13 protein-coding genes are annotated in these 16502 nt (G+C 69.9%); 12 read left to right on the forward strand and 1 reads right to left on the reverse strand.

Annotated elements, in window-relative coordinates:
- Positions 1-36: 36 nt before the first annotated feature.
- From nuoE to ET989_RS10050, 12 genes are read left to right on the forward strand one after another with little or no spacing between them, the layout of a single operon-like run.
- A complete protein-coding gene (gene nuoE / locus ET989_RS09995; RefSeq protein ID WP_131168615.1) occupies positions 37-726 on the forward strand; it encodes an NADH-quinone oxidoreductase subunit NuoE in 690 nt (229 codons plus the stop codon).
- A complete protein-coding gene (gene nuoF / locus ET989_RS10000) occupies positions 723-2042 on the forward strand; it encodes an NADH-quinone oxidoreductase subunit NuoF (RefSeq protein ID WP_131168483.1) in 1320 nt (439 codons plus the stop codon). Before nuoE ends, nuoF begins: the two co-directional genes overlap by 4 nt.
- The gene (locus ET989_RS10005) at positions 2039-4435 is read left to right on the forward strand and encodes an NADH-quinone oxidoreductase subunit G (RefSeq protein ID WP_131168485.1); all 2397 of its coding nucleotides are present in this window, start codon (positions 2039-2041) and stop codon (positions 4433-4435) included. Before nuoF ends, ET989_RS10005 begins: the two co-directional genes overlap by 4 nt.
- A complete protein-coding gene (gene nuoH, locus ET989_RS10010) occupies positions 4432-5763 on the forward strand; it encodes an NADH-quinone oxidoreductase subunit NuoH (RefSeq protein WP_241656301.1) in 1332 nt (443 codons plus the stop codon). Before ET989_RS10005 ends, nuoH begins: the two co-directional genes overlap by 4 nt.
- 11 nt (positions 5764-5774) lie before the next feature.
- Positions 5775-6326 (forward strand): NADH-quinone oxidoreductase subunit NuoI, encoded by a 552-nt coding sequence (gene nuoI / locus ET989_RS10015; RefSeq protein ID WP_131168619.1) that lies wholly within the window; start codon positions 5775-5777, stop codon positions 6324-6326.
- Positions 6323-7135 (forward strand): NADH-quinone oxidoreductase subunit J, encoded by an 813-nt coding sequence (locus ET989_RS10020; RefSeq protein ID WP_206662303.1) that lies wholly within the window; start codon positions 6323-6325, stop codon positions 7133-7135. Before nuoI ends, ET989_RS10020 begins: the two co-directional genes overlap by 4 nt.
- 8 nt (positions 7136-7143) lie before the next feature.
- Entirely contained in the window at positions 7144-7443 is a 300-nt protein-coding gene (nuoK, locus tag ET989_RS10025) for an NADH-quinone oxidoreductase subunit NuoK (protein ID WP_131168623.1), read from the forward strand.
- A 55-nt stretch (positions 7444-7498) separates the two neighbouring features.
- Positions 7499-9364 carry an NADH-quinone oxidoreductase subunit L gene (gene nuoL, locus ET989_RS10030; RefSeq protein ID WP_131168625.1) on the forward strand — a complete coding sequence of 622 codons (1866 nt, stop codon included), beginning with the start codon at positions 7499-7501 and terminating at the stop codon, positions 9362-9364.
- A gap of 13 nt (positions 9365-9377) precedes the next feature.
- Positions 9378-10886, forward strand: a complete 1509-nt coding sequence (locus tag ET989_RS10035; protein WP_131168487.1) for an NADH-quinone oxidoreductase subunit M — start codon at positions 9378-9380, stop codon at positions 10884-10886.
- Complete coding sequence (nuoN, locus tag ET989_RS10040) at positions 10886-12472, forward strand: NADH-quinone oxidoreductase subunit NuoN (protein WP_131168489.1); 1587 nt, start codon at positions 10886-10888, stop codon at positions 12470-12472. The genes ET989_RS10035 and nuoN overlap by 1 nt, the downstream gene beginning before the upstream one ends.
- Complete coding sequence (locus ET989_RS10045; protein ID WP_241656302.1) at positions 12469-13455, forward strand: polyprenyl synthetase family protein; 987 nt, start codon at positions 12469-12471, stop codon at positions 13453-13455. Before nuoN ends, ET989_RS10045 begins: the two co-directional genes overlap by 4 nt.
- 26 nt (positions 13456-13481) lie before the next feature.
- A complete protein-coding gene (locus ET989_RS10050; protein WP_131168494.1) occupies positions 13482-14888 on the forward strand; it encodes an amidase in 1407 nt (468 codons plus the stop codon).
- Here the strand turns inward: ET989_RS10050 and aceB are convergent.
- Positions 14876-16474, reverse strand: a complete 1599-nt coding sequence (gene aceB, locus ET989_RS10055) for a malate synthase A (RefSeq protein WP_131168496.1) — start codon at positions 16472-16474, stop codon at positions 14876-14878. The two genes, ET989_RS10050 and aceB, sit on opposite strands and share 13 nt — an antisense overlap.
- Positions 16475-16502 lie beyond the last annotated feature (28 nt).

The following is a 16502-nucleotide window of genomic DNA, read 5'->3' on the forward strand; positions in this document are numbered from 1 at the left end:
TTCCAGAGCTGGTTCCCCGACTCAGGGTCGGTCGACATGGCCGACCAGTCGAGCAACATCGACGAGCAGACCATCGCCGAGCTGCGCGAGCTCGCGGGCCGCTACCCGCAGGCCCGCTCGGCGCTGCTGCCGATGCTGCACCTCGTGCAGTCGGTGGACGGACGCGTGTCCCCGCGCGGTATCGAGGCGTGCGCGGACGTCCTGGGCATCACCACCGCCCAGGTCACCGGCGTCGCGACCTTCTACACGATGTACAAGCGGCGTCCGGCCGGCCGGCACCACGTCGGTGTCTGCACCACGGCCCTGTGCGCGGTCATGGGCGGTGACGCCCTGATCGAGCACGTCTCCGACAAGCTCGGCATCGCCGAGGGCGAGACGACCGCGGACGGCACGTTCAGCCTGGAGCGCATCGAGTGCAACGCGGCCTGCGACTTCGCGCCGGTCATGATGGTCAACTGGGAGTTCATGGACAACATGAGCCCCGAGAAGGCCGACCAGCTGCTCGACGACCTGGCCGCCGGCAAGCCGGTCTCCTCGACCCGCGGCGCCACGCTGACCAGCTGGAAGGAGGCCGAGCGCGTCCTCGCCGGCTTCCCCGACGGTCGCGCCGACGAGGGCCCCGCTGCTGCGGGTGCCTCGCTCGTGGGACTGAACATCGCGCGCGAGCGCGGCTGGGCGGCCCCCGACTCCGCCCCTGCCCCGGCGACACAGGAGGAGCAGAAGTGACCGACATGCTCACCCCGGTGCTCTCGGCCAACTGGGCCGACGACCGCCCCTGGAAGCTGACCAACTACGAGCGCCTCGGCGGCTACCAGGGCCTGCGCAAGGCCCTGACCATGGAACCGGACGCGATCATCGGGGAGGTCAAGGACTCCGGCCTTCGCGGACGCGGCGGCGCCGGCTTCCCGACCGGCATGAAGTGGAGCTTCGTCCCGCAGGACAACCCCAACCCCAAGTACCTCGTCGTCAACGCCGACGAGTCGGAGCCGGGCACCTGCAAGGACATCCCGCTCATGATGGCCAACCCCCACGTCCTGGTGGAGGGCGTGGCGATCAGCTCGTTCGCCATCCGCTCGAACTTCGCGTTCATCTACGTGCGCGGCGAGGTCCTGCACGTCATCCGCCGCCTCCAGCAGGCCGTGCGCGAGGCGTACTCGGCCGGTTACCTGGGCAAGAACATCCTCGGCACCGGCTACGACCTGGAGGTCGTCGTCCACGCCGGCGCCGGCGCCTACATCTGTGGCGAGGAGACCGCGCTGCTCGACTCGCTCGAGGGGCGCCGTGGCCAGCCCCGCCTGCGCCCGCCGTTCCCGGCCGTCGCGGGCCTGTACGCCAGCCCAACCGTCGTCAACAACGTCGAGTCGATCGCGTCGGTCCCCGGGATCATCGCCAAGGGCGCCAGCTGGTTCGCCTCGATGGGCACCGAGAAGAGCAAGGGCCACGGCATCTTCTCCCTCTCGGGCCACGTCGCGAACCCGGGCCAGTTCGAGGCCCCGATGGGCATCACGCTGCGCCAACTGATCGAGCTGGCCGGCGGTATGCGCGACGGCCACGAGCTCAAGTTCTTCACCCCGGGCGGCTCATCGACGCAGATCCTCACCAAGGACTCCCTCGACATGCCGCTCGACTTCGACTCGGTCGCCGCCGCGGGCTCGCTGCTGGGCACCCGCGCGCTGCAGATCTTCGACGAGACGACCTCGGTGGTCCGCACGACGCTGCGCTGGGTCGAGTTCTACAAGCACGAGTCGTGTGGCAAGTGCACCCCCTGCCGCGAGGGCAACTGGTGGCTGGTGCAGATGCTGCGCAAGTTCGAGGCGGGACAGGCCCAGGAGGGCGACATCGAGAAGATGCTCGACGTCGCCGACAACATCGGCGGACGGTCTTTCTGCGCGCTGGCCGACGGCGCGGTCGCCTGCGTCACCTCGGCGGTCAAGGAGTTCCGTTCCGAGTTCGAGGCCGGCTACCACACGCCGGCGTGGGAGCTGTTCCCCTACGGAAAGAGCGCCCTGTTCGGGGCCAAGCAGGCAGGAGGCCACGCATGAGCGTCGACGCCAAGGCCGGCGCCGTCGAGAAGTCGGACCTGATCTCGGTCTTCATCGACGGCACCGAGGTGCAGGTGCCCAAGGGCACCCTGGCCATCCGCGCTGCCGAGATGATCGGCATCAACATCCCGCGGTTCTGCGACCACCCGCTGCTCGACCCGGTCGGCGCCTGCCGCCAGTGCATGGTCGAGGTGCCGGACATGGGCAACGGGCGCGGCATGCCCAAGCCCCAGGCGTCCTGCACCCTCGAGGTGGCGCCGAACATGCAGATCACCACGCAGGTCAGTTCGCCCGTCGCCGACAAGGCGCAGAAGGGCATGCTCGAGTTCCTGCTCATCAACCACCCTCTCGACTGCCCGATCTGCGACAAGGGGGGCGAGTGCCCCCTGCAGAACCAGGCGATGAGCCACGGCTACGCGGAGTCCCGCTACGACGGCGTGAAGCGCACCTTCCCCAAGCCGGTGTCGGTGTCGGCCCAGATCCTGCTCGACCGTGAGCGCTGTGTGCTGTGTGCGCGCTGCACCCGCTTCTCCGAGCAGATCTCCGGTGACCCGTTCATCGCCCTGGTCGAGCGCGGTGCGCTGCAGCAGGTCGGCATCTACGCCGACGACCCGTACGACAGCTACTTCTCCGGCAACGTCGTCCAGATCTGCCCGGTGGGCGCGCTGACCAGCGCCGACTACCGCTTCCAGGCCCGTCCGTTCGACCTCGTGTCGACGCCGGTCACCTGTGAGATCTGCGCCGCCGGCTGCCAGCTGCGCTCCGACCACCGCCACTTCCAGGTCAAGCGTCGCCTCGCCGGCAACGCCCCCGAGGTGAACGAGGAGTGGAACTGCGACCGCGGTCGCTTCGCCTTCCGCTCCGGCCGCCAGGCCGACCGGGTCACGACCCCGCTGGTCCGCGACGGCGACGTCCTGCGCCCCGCGTCCTGGCCCGAGGCCATCGACGCCGCGGTGGCGGGCCTCAAGGCCGCCGGCAGCAGCGTCGGCGTCCTGACCGGTGGACGCCTCACGCTCGAGAACGCCTACGGTTACGCCAAGTTCGCCCGCGCCGTGCTCGGGACGAACAACGTGGACTTCCGGGCCCGCGAGCACTCCGTGGAGGAGGGCCAGTTCCTCGCCCACGCCGTGGCCGGCAAGCACCTCGGCGACGGCGTGACCTACGACGACCTGCAGAATGCCTCCCAGGTCATCTGCGTCTCCTTCGAGCCCGAGGAGGAGAGCCCGATCGTCTTCCTGCGGCTCCGCAAGGCCGTCCGCAAGAACAAGACCAAGGTCGTCACGGTGGCCCCGTACCTGTCCAACGGTGCCGCCAAGTTGGGTGCCCACCTCGTCGGAACCGTGCCCGGCACGGAGGCCGAGGTCGTCGCCAGGCTCGAGGCCGACGCCGACACGATCATCCTCGTCGGTGAGCGTGCCGCCGGCGCGCTGGGCACCCTGACCTCGGCCGCCAACCTCGCCGCCCGCACCGGTGCCCGCCTCGCGTGGGTCCCGCGCCGCGCCGGAGACCGCGGCGCCGTCGAGGCCGGCTGCCTGCCGAACCTGCTGCCCGGCGGCCGTCCCGTGTCGGACGCCACCGCGCGCGTCGACATGCAGGCCGCCTGGGGCGTCGCCAAGCTGCCCGCGCAGCCGGGGCTCGACACCGGTGCGATGCTGCACGCGGCGACCACCGGTGACCTGGCCGCCCTCGTGGTGGCCGGCGTCCAGCCGACCGACCTGCCCGATGCGGTGCTCGCCCGCGAGGCGTTCGAGAAGGTGGGCTTCCTGCTCAGCCTCGAGACCCGCATCAGCGAGGTGACCGAGCGCGCCGACGTGGTGCTCCCGGTCGACCTGATCGAGGACCAGGCCGGCACCTTCCTCAACTGGGAGCACCGCGAGGGGCGCGTGAACCGCGTCAACAGGCAGACCCCCAGCCCGATGACCGACCTCCGCGTGCTCGCGATGCTGGCGGACGCCCTGGGTTCCGACCTGGGCATCCGCACGGCCAAGAGCGCCAAGGCCGAGCTCGACGGGGTCGGCGTCTGGGAGGGTGGCCGATCCGGCGCGCCGAGCGAGGACATCCCGATGGCCCCGCGCGGCGAGGGCCTGCTGCTCGCCTCCTGGCGTCAGCTGATCGACGGCTCCGCAGGCAACGACGGCGCCCCGGCCCTGCTGGCCACCGCGAAGCCGGTCGTCGCCCGGGTGAGCCCGGCCACGGCGTCCGGCCTCGGCCTGACCGAGGGCGACACCGTGACCGTCGCGAGCGCCGGCGGTTCGGCCGAGCTCACGCTGTTCGTCGAGGATTCCATGGTCGACGGGGTCGTCTGGGTCCCCGGCAACCGGGGTGGTGAGGGGCTCGGCGAGCTCCGCGTCACCGCGGGCGAGTATGTCACTGTCACCGGAGGTGCGGCATGACCCCTGAACCCTTCGTCATGAACGATCCGTGGTGGATCGTTGCGATCAAGGCCATCGGCATCGTGCTGTTGGTGCTGACCTGGCAGATCATCAACGTGTGGTTCGAGCGCCGCGTGCTGGGCAAGATGCAGCAGCGCAAGGGCCCGATCATGAACGGCCCGTTCGGCCTGGGCCAGACCCTCGGTGACGGCCTGAAGTTCCTCCTCAAGGAGGACTTCGCCCCCGGCATGGTGGACAAGGTGCTCTACACCCTGGCCCCGCTCATCGCCGGCGTCTCGGCCTTCACCGCCTGGTCGGTGATCCCGCTGGGTGGCCAGGTGAACATGTTCGGGGTGGAGACCCGCCTGCAGGTCGCCGACCTGCCGGTCTCGGCGCTCGTGCTGCTCGCCGCGGCCTCCACCGCCGTCTACGGCTTCGTGCTGGCCGGCTACTCGTCGCAGTCGCCCTACTCGCTGCTCGGCTCGATGCGCTCCAGCGCGCAGATGATCAGCTACGAGATCTCGATGGGCCTGTCCTACGTGGCGGTCTTCCTCTACGCCGGCTCCATGTCGACCGGCCAGATCGTCGAGGCCCAAGGCCTGCCGCTGTTCGGCGCCAACCCACTCGGCCTGCAGCAGTGGTACTGGCTGCTCCTGCTGCCGTCCTTCGTGATCTACGTGATCTCGATGCTGGGCGAGTCCAACCGCGTGCCGTTCGACCTGCCCGAGTGCGAGTCCGAGCTGGTCTCGGGCCACATCACGGAGTACACCGGCTTCCGCTACGCGATCTTCTACCTCACCGAGTACATCAACATGACGACGCTGTCGGCGATCGTCACGACGCTGTTCCTCGGTGGCTACAAGGCCATCTGGCCGCTGGGCTTCATCTTCCCCGACACCGGGTACTGGGGCCTGCTCTGGTTCGTCATCAAGGTCCAGCTGTTCATCTTCTTCTTCGTCTGGGTGCGCGCCTCGCTGCCGCGCTTCCGGTACGACCAGTTCATGGGCCTGGGCTGGAAGTGGCTCATCCCGATCTCGCTCGGCTGGGTCATGGTCATCGCCCTCCTGCGCGCCCTGACCAACCACGGCCTGCTGCAGGGCCCGCTCCTGTGGATCCTCATCGGCGTGGTCGTCCTCGGCCTGATCGCGGTGACCTTCCTCGGCGGCGAGGAGGTGAAGGACGAACCGGTCGTCGACGACGGGCCGTTCGACGCCTTCGCCGGCGGTTACCCCGTCCCGCCGATGCCCGGGCAGACCCTGCCGGAGCTCGCCGACGTGGTCGCCGGCTCCAGCATCGACACCGACCATGCCGCAGCCGCGGCGTCCGACGACCACAGGAAGGACGCGTAACCATGGGACTCTTGGATCCCTGGGCCGGCTTCGGCGTCACCTTCCGGACGATGTTCCGGAGGACCTTCACGCAGGGCTACCCCGAGAAGGGGCAGGAGAAGATCACGGCTCCGCGCTTCCACGGCCGCCACCAGCTGAACCGCTGGCCGGACGGGCTGGAGAAGTGCGTGGGCTGTGAGTTGTGCGCCTGGGCGTGCCCGGCCGACGCGATCTACGTGGAGGGCGCCTCCAACACGGAGGAGGCCCGCTACTCGCCGGGCGAGCGGTACGGCTCGGTGTACCAGATCAACTACCTGCGGTGCATCCTCTGCGGCATGTGCATCGAGGCGTGCCCCACGCGCGCCCTGACCATGACCAACGACTTCAAGCTCGCCGACACGTCCCGCGAGAAGATGATCTACACCAAGGACCGCCTGCTGGCCCCGCTGCTGCCGGGCATGGAGGAGCCGCCCCACCCGCGGCGCCTGGGCAACGACGAGAAGGACTACTTCCTCGGCCTGCCGCCCACCGGCGTCCCGGACACCCGCACCGGTCCCGCCGAGACCGAGGAGGTCGCCTCGTGAACACCCTGCTCCTTCCCCTCGTCACCGGGGCGGAGGTGACGTTCTGGGTGGTGGCCCCGCTCACCATCCTGGGTGCCCTCGGTCTCGTGCTGAGCAAGCGGGCCGTGTACGCCGCGCTGTCGGTGGCGGTCACGATGGTCGGCCTCGCAGCCCTCTACGCCTCGCTCGATGCGCCCTTCCTGGCGATGGTGCAGATCATCGTCTACACCGGCGCGGTGCTGATGATGTTCCTGTTCGTCCTCATGATGGTCGGCATCATCACCCCCGACTCCACGGTGGAGAGCCTCAAGGGCCAGCGCGTGATGGCGATCCTCGGTGGCATCGGCATCCTGGCCTTCCTCTTCTTCGCGATCGGCGGCTCGCTCTACAACGAGCCTGCGACGGTCACCGCGGCGAACGAGCAGTTCGGCGGCAACGTCGAGGGCCTGGCGAACCTGATGTTCGGCCGCTACGTCTTCGTGTTCGAGCTGTCCGCGGCCCTGCTGATCGTCGCCGCCGTCGGCGCGATGCTGCTGGCGCACAACGAGCGCGTCCGCGAGCGCAAGGGCCAGCCCGAGCTCGCGGCCGACCGCATGTACGCCTACAAGACCAAGGGCGAGCACCCCGGTTCCCTGCCGAACTCCGGCGTGTACGCGGGCAGCAACGCCATCGGCGTCGGTGCCCTGCTGCCGGACGGCACGGTGTCGGAGAAGTCGATCAGCCAGACGCTCGCCCTGCGCGGCGCCACGATCGACCCCGCCCCGCTGACGCAGGTCACCGGCAGCACCTTCGCGGCCATCGAGGCCGTGCGCGACGAGGACGAGGACTGATCACCGTGATGAACCCGGAGAACTACCTCATCCTGGCCGCCATCCTGTTCGTCATCGGCGCCCTCGGCGTGATGCTGCGCCGCAACGCGCTCATCGCGTTCCTCTGCGTGGAGCTGATGCTGAACGCCTGCAACCTGGCGTTCGTGGCGGGCTCCCACATCACCGGAACCCTCGACGGGCAGACCACGGCGTTCTTCGTCATGGTGGTCGCCGCCGCCGAGGTCGTGGTGGGCCTGGCCATCATCGTCTCGATCTACAAGACGCGCCGCTCGACCTCGGTCGACGACGCCAACCTGCTGAAGCTCTGAGGTGGGCGACGTGATCCTTCTCGAAACCATCGCCGAACCGGTCGCCGCGACCGGGATGTTCACGTGGGCGTGGACGATGATCGCCGTCCCGGCGGTCGTGGCGGGCCTGCTCCTGGTGGCCGGCAAGCTGTCGGACGCCTGGGGCCACCTGCTGGCCACCGCCGCGGTCTTCTGGTCGTTCGCGATCGCCGTCTGCCTCTTCGCCGAGCAACTCCTGGCCCCGGCCACCGAGCGCGCCGTGTCGGCGAACCTCTACACCTGGTTCACCGTGGGGCAGTGGGACTTCCAGGTCGGCCTGCTGGTTGACCAGCTGTCGATCCTCTTCGCGATGCTGATCACCGGCGTGGGTGGCCTCATCCACGTCTACTCGATCGGCTACATGAGCCACGACCCGCGCCGCCGCCGCTTCTTCGCGTACCTGAACCTGTTCATCGCCGCGATGCTGCTGCTGGTGCTGGCCGACAACTACCTCGTGCTGTTCGTCGGCTGGGAGGGCGTGGGCCTCGCCTCGTACCTGTTGATCTCCTTCTGGCAACACCGCCCCGCCGCGGCCGCCGCCGGCACCAAGGCGTTCGTCATGAACCGCGTCGGTGACCTCGGCATGCTGATGGCGATCTCGACCATGCTGGCCATGTTCGGCAGCTCCAAGTTCACCGAGGTGAACGCGGGCGCCGCCGGCACCGAGCCGATGTGGGCGACCCTGATCGGCCTGTTCCTCCTGCTCGGCGCGTGCGGCAAGTCCGCGCAGGTCCCGCTGCAGGCCTGGCTGCTGGACGCCATGGAGGGCCCGACCCCGGTGTCGGCGCTCATCCACGCCGCGACCATGGTCACCGCGGGCGTCTACCTGGTCGTGCGCAGCCACGCCCTGTTCGAGGCCGCCCCGATAGCCCAGCTCGCCGTGGTGATCGTCGCCACCGTGACGCTGCTCGCCGGCGCCTGGATCGGCACGAGCCAGGACGACATCAAGAAGGTCCTCGCGGGCTCGACGATGTCGCAGATCGGCTACATGATGCTCGCCGCGGGCATCGGCCCGGCCGGCTACGCGTTCGCGATCTTCCACCTCATCACGCACGGCTTCTTCAAGGCCAACATGTTCCTCGGCGCCGGTTCGGTCATGCACGGCATGAACGACGACGTGAACATGCGCCACTACGGCGGCCTGAGCAAGGCCATGAAGGTGACGTTCCTGACGTTCGCAATGGGCTACCTCGCGATCATCGGCTTCCCGTTCTTCTCGGGCTACTTCTCCAAGGACCACATCATCGAGGCCGCCTTCGCCGACAACACGTTCATCGGCATCTGCGCGCTCATCGGTGCCGGCATCACCGCGTTCTACATGACGCGCCTGATGCTCATGACGTTCTTCGGCGAGGAGCGCTGGCTGCCGGGCGTCCACCCGCACGAGTCCCCGAAGGTGATGACGATCCCGCTCATCGTCCTCGCCGTGTTCTCGGTCGGCATCGGCGCCGTGATGAACTTCTGGATCCAGACGTGGCTCGAGCCGGCCCTGGGCATCCACGCGCACGAGCTCAGCCTGGTCCCGACCCCGGTCGGCTGGATGACGATGGCCGTCGTGGCCCTCGGCGTCGTGGCCGCGTGGCTCGTGTTCGGTCGCTCGTCCATCCCGGTCGTGGCCCCGGCCACCAACAACCCGGTCACGCTGGCGGGCCGCAACGTCCTGTTCGGCGACCAGGTCAACGACTTCCTGTTCGTGACCCCGGCCGTTGCGCTGGCGAGCGCCGTCGACACCACCGACGCCAAGGGCATCGACACGGCCGTCGACGGATTGGGCCGGGCCTTCCTGGGCCTGTCCACCCAGCTGCGCCGCCTGCAAACCGGGTACGCCCGCAGCTACGCCCTCACCATGGTGGTCGGCGTGCTGCTCGTGGGTGCCGTTCTGATCCTCAACCTGGTGGGTTGAGGGAGGAGTTGACATGACATTCCCCTGGTTGACCTTCCTCGGCCTCCTGCCGTTGGTCGGCGGCTTGCTGCTCCTGTTGCCGATGGGCAAGGGTGCGGCGCGCACGCTCGGCCTCGTGTTCTCGATCGCGACGCTGGCCGTCGCCGCGGGCGTCACCGTCCTGCACGTCACCGGCGCGGACCTCGCCGTGCAAGTGCCGTGGATCCGGGCCTTCGGTGCCTGGTGGGCGCTCGACGTCGACGGCATGGGCCTTGCCATGGTCCTCATGACCGCGATCCTGACCCCGCTCGTCCTGCTGGCCGAGTGGGAGCCCCCCGCCAACCGCTGGGGCGCGCAGGCGTTCTTCGCGCTCGTGCTGATCCTCGAGGGCCTGTCGCTGTTCGTCTTCATGGCGAACGACGTCCTGCTGTTCTACCTCTTCTTCGAGGCGACGCTGATCCCGACGTACTTCCTGATCGTCGGCTTCGGCGGCGCGCGTCGCGGGTACGCAGCGGTCAAGTTCCTGCTGTTCAGCCTCGCGGGCGGCCTCATCATGCTGGCCTCGGTCGTCGGCGTGTACGTCGTCGGTGCCTCGCAGGGGGCGCCTTCCTACCTCCTGCAGGACCTCGCCTCGGTGCGCTTCGACGGCGACCTCGGCCGCTGGTTGATGCTCGGCTTCCTGATCGCCTTCATCGTGAAGGCGCCCATGGTGCCGTTGCACACCTGGCTGCCGGACGCCGCCGAGAACTCGACCCCCGGCACCGCGACCCTCCTCGTCGGCGTGCTGGACAAGATCGGCACCTTCGGCATGATCAAGTTCTGCCTCGGCCTGTTTCCCGAGGCGTCCCTGTGGATCACGCCGTTCATGGTGTGGTTCGCCGTCGTCTCGATCATCTGGGGTGCGCTGGGTGCCATCGGCAGCCGCAACCTGATGCGCCTGGTCTCCTACACCTCGGTGAGCCACTTCGGCTTCATGGTGCTGGGCATCTACGCGTTCACCACCACATCGATGACCGGGTCGATCTTCTACATGCTGAACCACGGCTTCTCGACCGCCGCCATGTTCCTCGTCGTCGGCTACCTCGCCAAGCGCACCGGCAGCTACGACATCGAGGCCTACGGGGGCGTCCAGAAGGTGGCCCCGGTCGCCGCGGGCGTCCTGCTGGTCTCCGGCCTGGCGACCCTGTCGCTGCCGGGCCTGGCGCCGTTCGTCAGCGAGTTCATGGTCATCGCGGGCACGTGGAGCCGCTACCCGATCGTGACCGCGGTCTCGCTGCTCGGCGTGGTGCTGGCCGCCGTCTACATCCTGCGGATGTACCAGCGGACGATGACCGGCCCGGTCACCGACCACACCGCGGCCCACTTCACGGGTCGCGACCTCACCGGCCTGGAGAAGGCGATCATGGTGCCGATCATCGGGGTCCTGCTGTTCCTCGGTTTCGTCCCGCAGCCCGCAGTCCAGCTTGTTGAGCCCACCGCACAGGCGACCCTGGCCTACGTCGGCACCACCGACCCGGCCCCGGTCGTGAAGGGAGCCAAGTGATGTCGTCCATCCTCCTGCCGGCCCTGGAGATGGCGGCGCCCACGCTCGAATGGCGCGCCCTGGCCCCGGTCCTGCTCGTGTTCGCGGCTGCCTGCCTGGGCATCCTGCTGGACGCGGTGTTGCCCCGGGCCTACCGCTTCCTTGCACAGATGACGCTGGTCTTCGCGAGCGTCGCGCTGTCCTTCGGCTTCCTGGTGATGAACTGGCGCGCCATGCGCCAGGGCCGCCTCGCCATGGGGTCGATCATGCTGGACGGGCCCACGTACTTCATGTGGGCCTCCCTGCTGGTGTTCGGCACGCTCGCCTTCATGATCTTCTCCGAGCGCCAGCTCAACGGGGGAGCGAGCGCCTTCGCCGCGTCCGCCGCCTCCGTGCCGGGCTCGCTCGAGGAGGCTGACGCGTCGGCCGCCCGACGCGAGCACACCGAGGTCTTCCCCCTCGGCCTGTTCGCCCTCGGCGGCATGATGGTCTTCCTGGCCAGCGCCGACCTGATCGTGATGTTCGTGGCCCTCGAGGTCTTCTCGCTGCCGCTGTACCTGCTCTCGGGCATGGCGCGCCGCCGCCGCCTGCTGAGCCAGGAGGCCGCGTTGAAGTACTTCCTGCTCGGCGCGTTCAGCTCCGGCTTCTTCCTCTTCGGCGTCGCCATGCTGTACGTGTTCAGCGGCTCGTTCGACCTGCATGCGATCCACGAGGCCGTCGCCGGCAACGCGTTCAGCAGCAGCAACGGCCTGCTCTACGTCGGCCTGGGCTTCCTCGCGATCGGCCTGCTGTTCAAGGTCGGCGTCGTGCCGTTCCACAGCTGGACGCCGGACGTCTACATGGGCGCCCCGACCCCGGTCACCGCGTTCATGGCCATCTGCACCAAGCTGGCAGCCGTCGGCGCCCTGCTGCGCGTGTTCTACGTCGCTCTCGACGGCGAGCGCTGGAACTGGCAGCCCCTGTTCGCGGTGCTGGCCGTCATCACGATGGTCGTCGGCATCATCGGAGCCCTCACCCAGACCGACGTCAAGCGCCTGCTGGCCTACTCGTCGATCGCCCACGCGGGCTTCCTGATGACCGCCGTCGTCGGCGCCACCCAGGTCGTCCCCGCCGGGCAGGGCACCTCGGCGTCCGCCATCATGTTCTACCTCGCCGCCTACGGCTTCGCGACCATCGGGGCCTTCGGCCTCGTCACGCTGGTGCGCAACGCTGCCGGTGAGGACAACACGATCGCGAGCTGGGCGGGCCTGGCGCGCAAGAGCCCGTGGGTGGCCGGCCTGATGTCGCTGTTCATGCTGAGCTTCGCCGGCATCCCGCTGACCGCCGGGTTCATCGGCAAGTGGGCCGTGTTCACCGCCGCGTGGCGAGGCGGCTACGGCTGGCTCGTCGTGGTGGCCGTGCTGGCCAGCCTCGTGGCGGTCTACCTCTACCTGCGCCTCATCGTGGTCATGTTCGCCGGGGAGCCCGCCAAGGGCACCTACGTCGGCAACGCCAGCGGATGGACGTGGATCCCGGTCGTCATCGGCGCCGTGGCCACCCTGTGGCTCGGCATCATCCCCGACCAGGTGATGCAGTTGGCGACGTTCGCGGGTGGCTTCCTTCGGTGACCTCCCTCGCTCAGCCCGCCGCTGACCCGGCTTTCGAGGCGCTCGTTCGCGAGCGTCTCGATGCCGTCGAGGCGCGACTCAAGACCACCGCGGCCGCCCAGACCGCCTTCACCACCGACGCCGCGCAGCACCTCCTGTCGGCCGGCGGCAAGCGGTTCCGGCCGCTGCTCGTCGTGCTGGCGTCCCAGCTCTACCCGGGGGCCGACCCGTCCCTGGTCGACCGTGCCGCCGTCGTCATGGAGCTCACCCACGTGGCGAGCCTCTACCACGACGACGTCATGGACGAGGCCGAGGTGCGCCGCGGCGTCCCCTCGGCCAACAGCCGCTGGGACAACACGGTCGCCATCATGGTCGGCGACTTCCTGTTCGCCCGGGCGTCCTCCACGGTGGCCACCATGGGCACCGACTACGTCCTCCTGCAGGCCGAGACGTTCGCGCGTCTCGTGCAGGGCCAGATCGCCGAGACCCGCGGCCCGGACGCCGAGGCTGACCCGCTCGACCACTACCTCGACGTGGTGGGCGACAAGACCGGGTCGCTGATCGCCGCCTCGACGGTGTTCGGCGGCATGGTCTGCGGGGCGCCCCAGGAGGTGCTCGACTCGCTCGCCCAGTACGGCGAGGAGATCGGGGTGGTGTTCCAGCTGTCCGACGACCTGATCGACATCGCCTCCGACACCTCGGGCAAGACCCCCGGCACGGACCTGCGCGAGGGCGTGGCGACGCTGCCCGTCCTCATGCTGCGCGCCAGCGCCGGCCCCGAGGACACGCGCCTGCTCGACCTCACCTCCCGACCGCTGACGGACGAGGCCGAGGTCGCCGAGGCGCTGGCCAGGCTGCGCGCCCACCCGGTGCTGGAGCAGGCCCGCGCCGAGGTCGTCCGCCGGGCCGAGGTGGCCCGCAGCTACCTCTCCCGCCTGCCCGAGGGCCCGGCCCGCGACGCGCTGTCGGCCCTCTGCGACCAGGTGGTCTCCCGCTCCAGCTAGGGGAGGGGTCGCGCTACCGTGACCCCATGAGCATCGACCCGCTGGCGTCCGCCCTCGAGATCGCGCGACGCGTGCGCGCGGGGGAGTGGTCCGCCGTCGAGGTGGCCCGCGCGTCCCTCGAAGCGGCCGCCCGGGTGGATCCCGTCCTCGGCGCCTTCGCAGCCCTCACTCCCGAGCGGGCGCTCGCGCAGGCGTCCGCCGTGGACGCCGCGGTGGCGCGCGGGGAGGACCCGGGCCCGCTCGCCGGCGTCCCCCTGCCGATCAAGGAGCTCACCGAGGTCGAAGGCCTGCCCTTCGAGGCCGGCAGCGCGGCGCTCGTCGGCAACGTCGGGGTCCGGACCGCGGCCGTCGCCCAGCGCCTGTTCGACGCCGGCAGCGTCACCATCGGCATGACGTCCGCGCCCGAGTTCGGCTTCCCCGCCTACACCGAGCCGGCGGGGCGCCTGCCCGCCGTCACCCCCTGGGACACCCGCCGCGGCGCGGGCGGCTCCTCGGGCGGCGCGGCCGCGGCCGTGGCGTCCGGGGTGGTGGCGATCGCCCACGCCTCCGACGGCGGCGGGTCGATCCGCATCCCCGCCTCGGCGTGCGGGGTGGTGGGGCACAAGGCCTCGCGCGGACTGGTGTCGGTGCTGCCCACGGGCGTCCCCGGGCCGGGCCTGGTCAGCGAGGGGGTCATTACCCGCACCGTCGCCGACACCGCGCTCGGGCTGGACGTGCTGGCGCCGGGGAACGGGTTCGGTGACGCGCTGGCGTCCGGGCCGGGACGCCTGCGCATCGGCGTGTCCACGACGCCGGTCATCTCCGACACCGCCGCGGTCCACCCTGCCTGCACGGACGCCGTGGCCACGGTCGCCGGCTGGCTCGCCGAGCTGGGGCACGAGATGGTCGAGGCGCCGCGCGCTTTCGCTGCCGAGCGATGGGCGGCGTTCGACGCCGTCTGGACGACCGGGGCGGCGTCCATCCCGCTGCCGCCCGAAGTGGAGGACGAGCTCACCCCCATGACGTCCTGGCTGCGCGTGCGGGGACGCCAGGTGAGCGGGGTGGCGTACGCGCGGGCGCTGGCGGCGATTCAGTTGCTGGAATGGGAGGTCGCCCAGGCGTGGGCCGGCCTCGACGCCGTGCTGACGCCGACACTGGCCTCACCACCGGCCTTCGTCGGGGCGATCCGCAACGACTCCGACCCGGCGGCCGACTTCGCCGCCCAGATCGACCACACGCCTTGGACGTCAGTGGCGAACCTCACCGGACGCCCGTCGATCAGCCTCCCGCTCGTGCGGGCCGGGCTCGAAGGTGTGGAACTGCCCATCGGCGTCATGCTGACCGGACGCCTCGGCCACGACGCGGTGCTGCTGCAGGTGGCCGGACAAGTCGAAGCCGCCCACCCGTGGCCGTTGGTGGCCCCGGGTGGACGGCTCGATGCTCAGGCGACGTAGCGCTCGTACGCCGGCAGGGTGAGGAAGTCCGGGTACTCGTCGGCGAGCGCGACCTGCTGGAACAGCTCGCGTGCGTCGTCGTACCGGTCGCCGTCGAAGCGCTCCAGGGAACCGAAGACCTCGTCGAACACTTCGCCCAGCCACTCCGTGGTGACCTCGTTGCCCTCGACCGTCGTGACGCAGGCGTTGCGCCACTGCCAGATCTGCGAGCGCGAGATCTCCGCCGTCGCGGCGTCCTCCATCAGGTCGTGGATGGCCACCGCGCCGTTGCCCCGCAACCAGGCCTCGATGTAGCGGATGCCCACGTCGATGTTGGTGCGGACGCCGGCATCCGTGACGGTCGAACCCGGGATCTCCAGCGAGATCAGGGCCTTGTCGTCGGGCACGACGTCCTCGCGGAGGCGGTCGATCTGGTTCGGCCGGTCGCCCAGCGCCGCGTCGAACACCTCACGGCAGAGCGGGACGAGGTCCGGGTGCGCCACCCAGGATCCGTCGAAGCCGTCGCCGGCCTCGCGCGTCTTGTCCTCGCGCACCTTGGCCAGCGCGTTCTCCGTGACCTCCGGCTTGCGCCGGTTCGGGATGAACGCCGCCATGCCGCCCATCGCGCTGACTCCACGGCGGTGGCAGGCGCGGACGAGCTGCAGGGCGTAGGACCGCATGAACGGCACCGCCATCGTGACCTGCGCCCGGTCGGGGAGGACGAACTCCGGCCCCCGGTCGCGGTAGTTCTTGATGATGCTGAACAGGTAGTCCCAGCGGCCGGCGTTGAGGCCGGAGCTGTGCGTGCGCAGCTCGTAGAGGATCTCCTCCATCTCGAACGCGGCCGTGATGGTCTCGATGAGCACCGTCGCGCGGATGGTGCCGCGCGGGATGCCCAGGAGGTCCTGGGCGCGGACGAAGATGTCGTTCCAGAGACGTGCCTCCAGGTGGCTCTCGGTCTTCGGCAGGTAGAAGTACGGCCCCACGCCGCGACGCAGCAGGGCGCGAGCGTTGTGGAAGAAGTACAACCCGAAGTCGACGACGCCGGCCACCATCGGCTTGCCGTCCACGAAGAGGTGCTTCTCGTCGTAGTGCCAGCCGCGGGGGCGGACGATGATCGTCGGGGTCTTCTCCGCCGTGACCTTGTACTCCTTGCCCTCGGGGGAGGTGAAGGAGATCGTGCCGCGGATCGCCTCGTACAGGTTGAGCTGGCCCCCGATCACGTTCTCCCAGGCCGGCTGGTTGGCGTCCTCGAGGTCGGCGAGCCAGGTCGCGGCGCCGGAGTTGAGCGCGTTGATGGTCATCTTGCGCTCGGTCGGGCCGGTGATCTCGACCCGACGGTCCTCCAGGCCCGGCGCGAGGGGTGCACCGCGCCAGGTGTCGTCGGCCCGGATGTGGGCCGTCTCCGGCAGGAAGGTCGGGTCCTCACCGCGGGAGATCGCTGCGCGGCGCTCCCGGCGGGCGGCCAGCAGCTCGTCGCGACGCTCGGTTGCGAGGTCGTTGAGCGTGACGATGAAGTCGATGGCCTTGGGGGTGAGGATCAGGTCCTCGCCCGGGGCCGTGCTGGGCGCTTGCTGTGAGAAACGGGGGTTGGTGGTGTCCGTCATGGAATCCTCCAGTTGGTGGGAGCGTCTG

The sequence above is a fragment of the Propioniciclava sinopodophylli genome (genome assembly GCF_004324755.1).
Taxonomy (GTDB): Bacteria; Actinomycetota; Actinomycetes; order Propionibacteriales; family Propionibacteriaceae; genus Propioniciclava; species Propioniciclava sinopodophylli.

What these genes read in the sequence shown, in the direction of transcription:
- ET989_RS10035 (WP_131168487.1), top strand. Translation starts at nt 9,378, where the DNA reads ATGACATTCCCCTGGTTGACCTTCCTCGGCCTCCTGCCGTTGGTCGGC.
- nuoL (WP_131168625.1), top strand. Translation starts at nt 7,499, where the DNA reads ATGTTCACGTGGGCGTGGACGATGATCGCCGTCCCGGCGGTCGTGGCG.
- nuoH (WP_241656301.1), top strand. Translation starts at nt 4,432, where the DNA reads ATGACCCCTGAACCCTTCGTCATGAACGATCCGTGGTGGATCGTTGCG.
- nuoK (WP_131168623.1), top strand. Translation starts at nt 7,144, where the DNA reads ATGAACCCGGAGAACTACCTCATCCTGGCCGCCATCCTGTTCGTCATC.
- ET989_RS10005 (WP_131168485.1), top strand. Translation starts at nt 2,039, where the DNA reads ATGAGCGTCGACGCCAAGGCCGGCGCCGTCGAGAAGTCGGACCTGATC.
- ET989_RS10050 (WP_131168494.1), top strand. Translation starts at nt 13,482, where the DNA reads ATGAGCATCGACCCGCTGGCGTCCGCCCTCGAGATCGCGCGACGCGTG.
- nuoN (WP_131168489.1), top strand. Translation starts at nt 10,886, where the DNA reads ATGTCGTCCATCCTCCTGCCGGCCCTGGAGATGGCGGCGCCCACGCTC.
- nuoE (WP_131168615.1), top strand. Translation starts at nt 37, where the DNA reads ATGGCCGACCAGTCGAGCAACATCGACGAGCAGACCATCGCCGAGCTG.
- aceB (WP_131168496.1), bottom strand. Translation starts at nt 16,474, where the DNA reads ATGACGGACACCACCAACCCCCGTTTCTCACAGCAAGCGCCCAGCACG.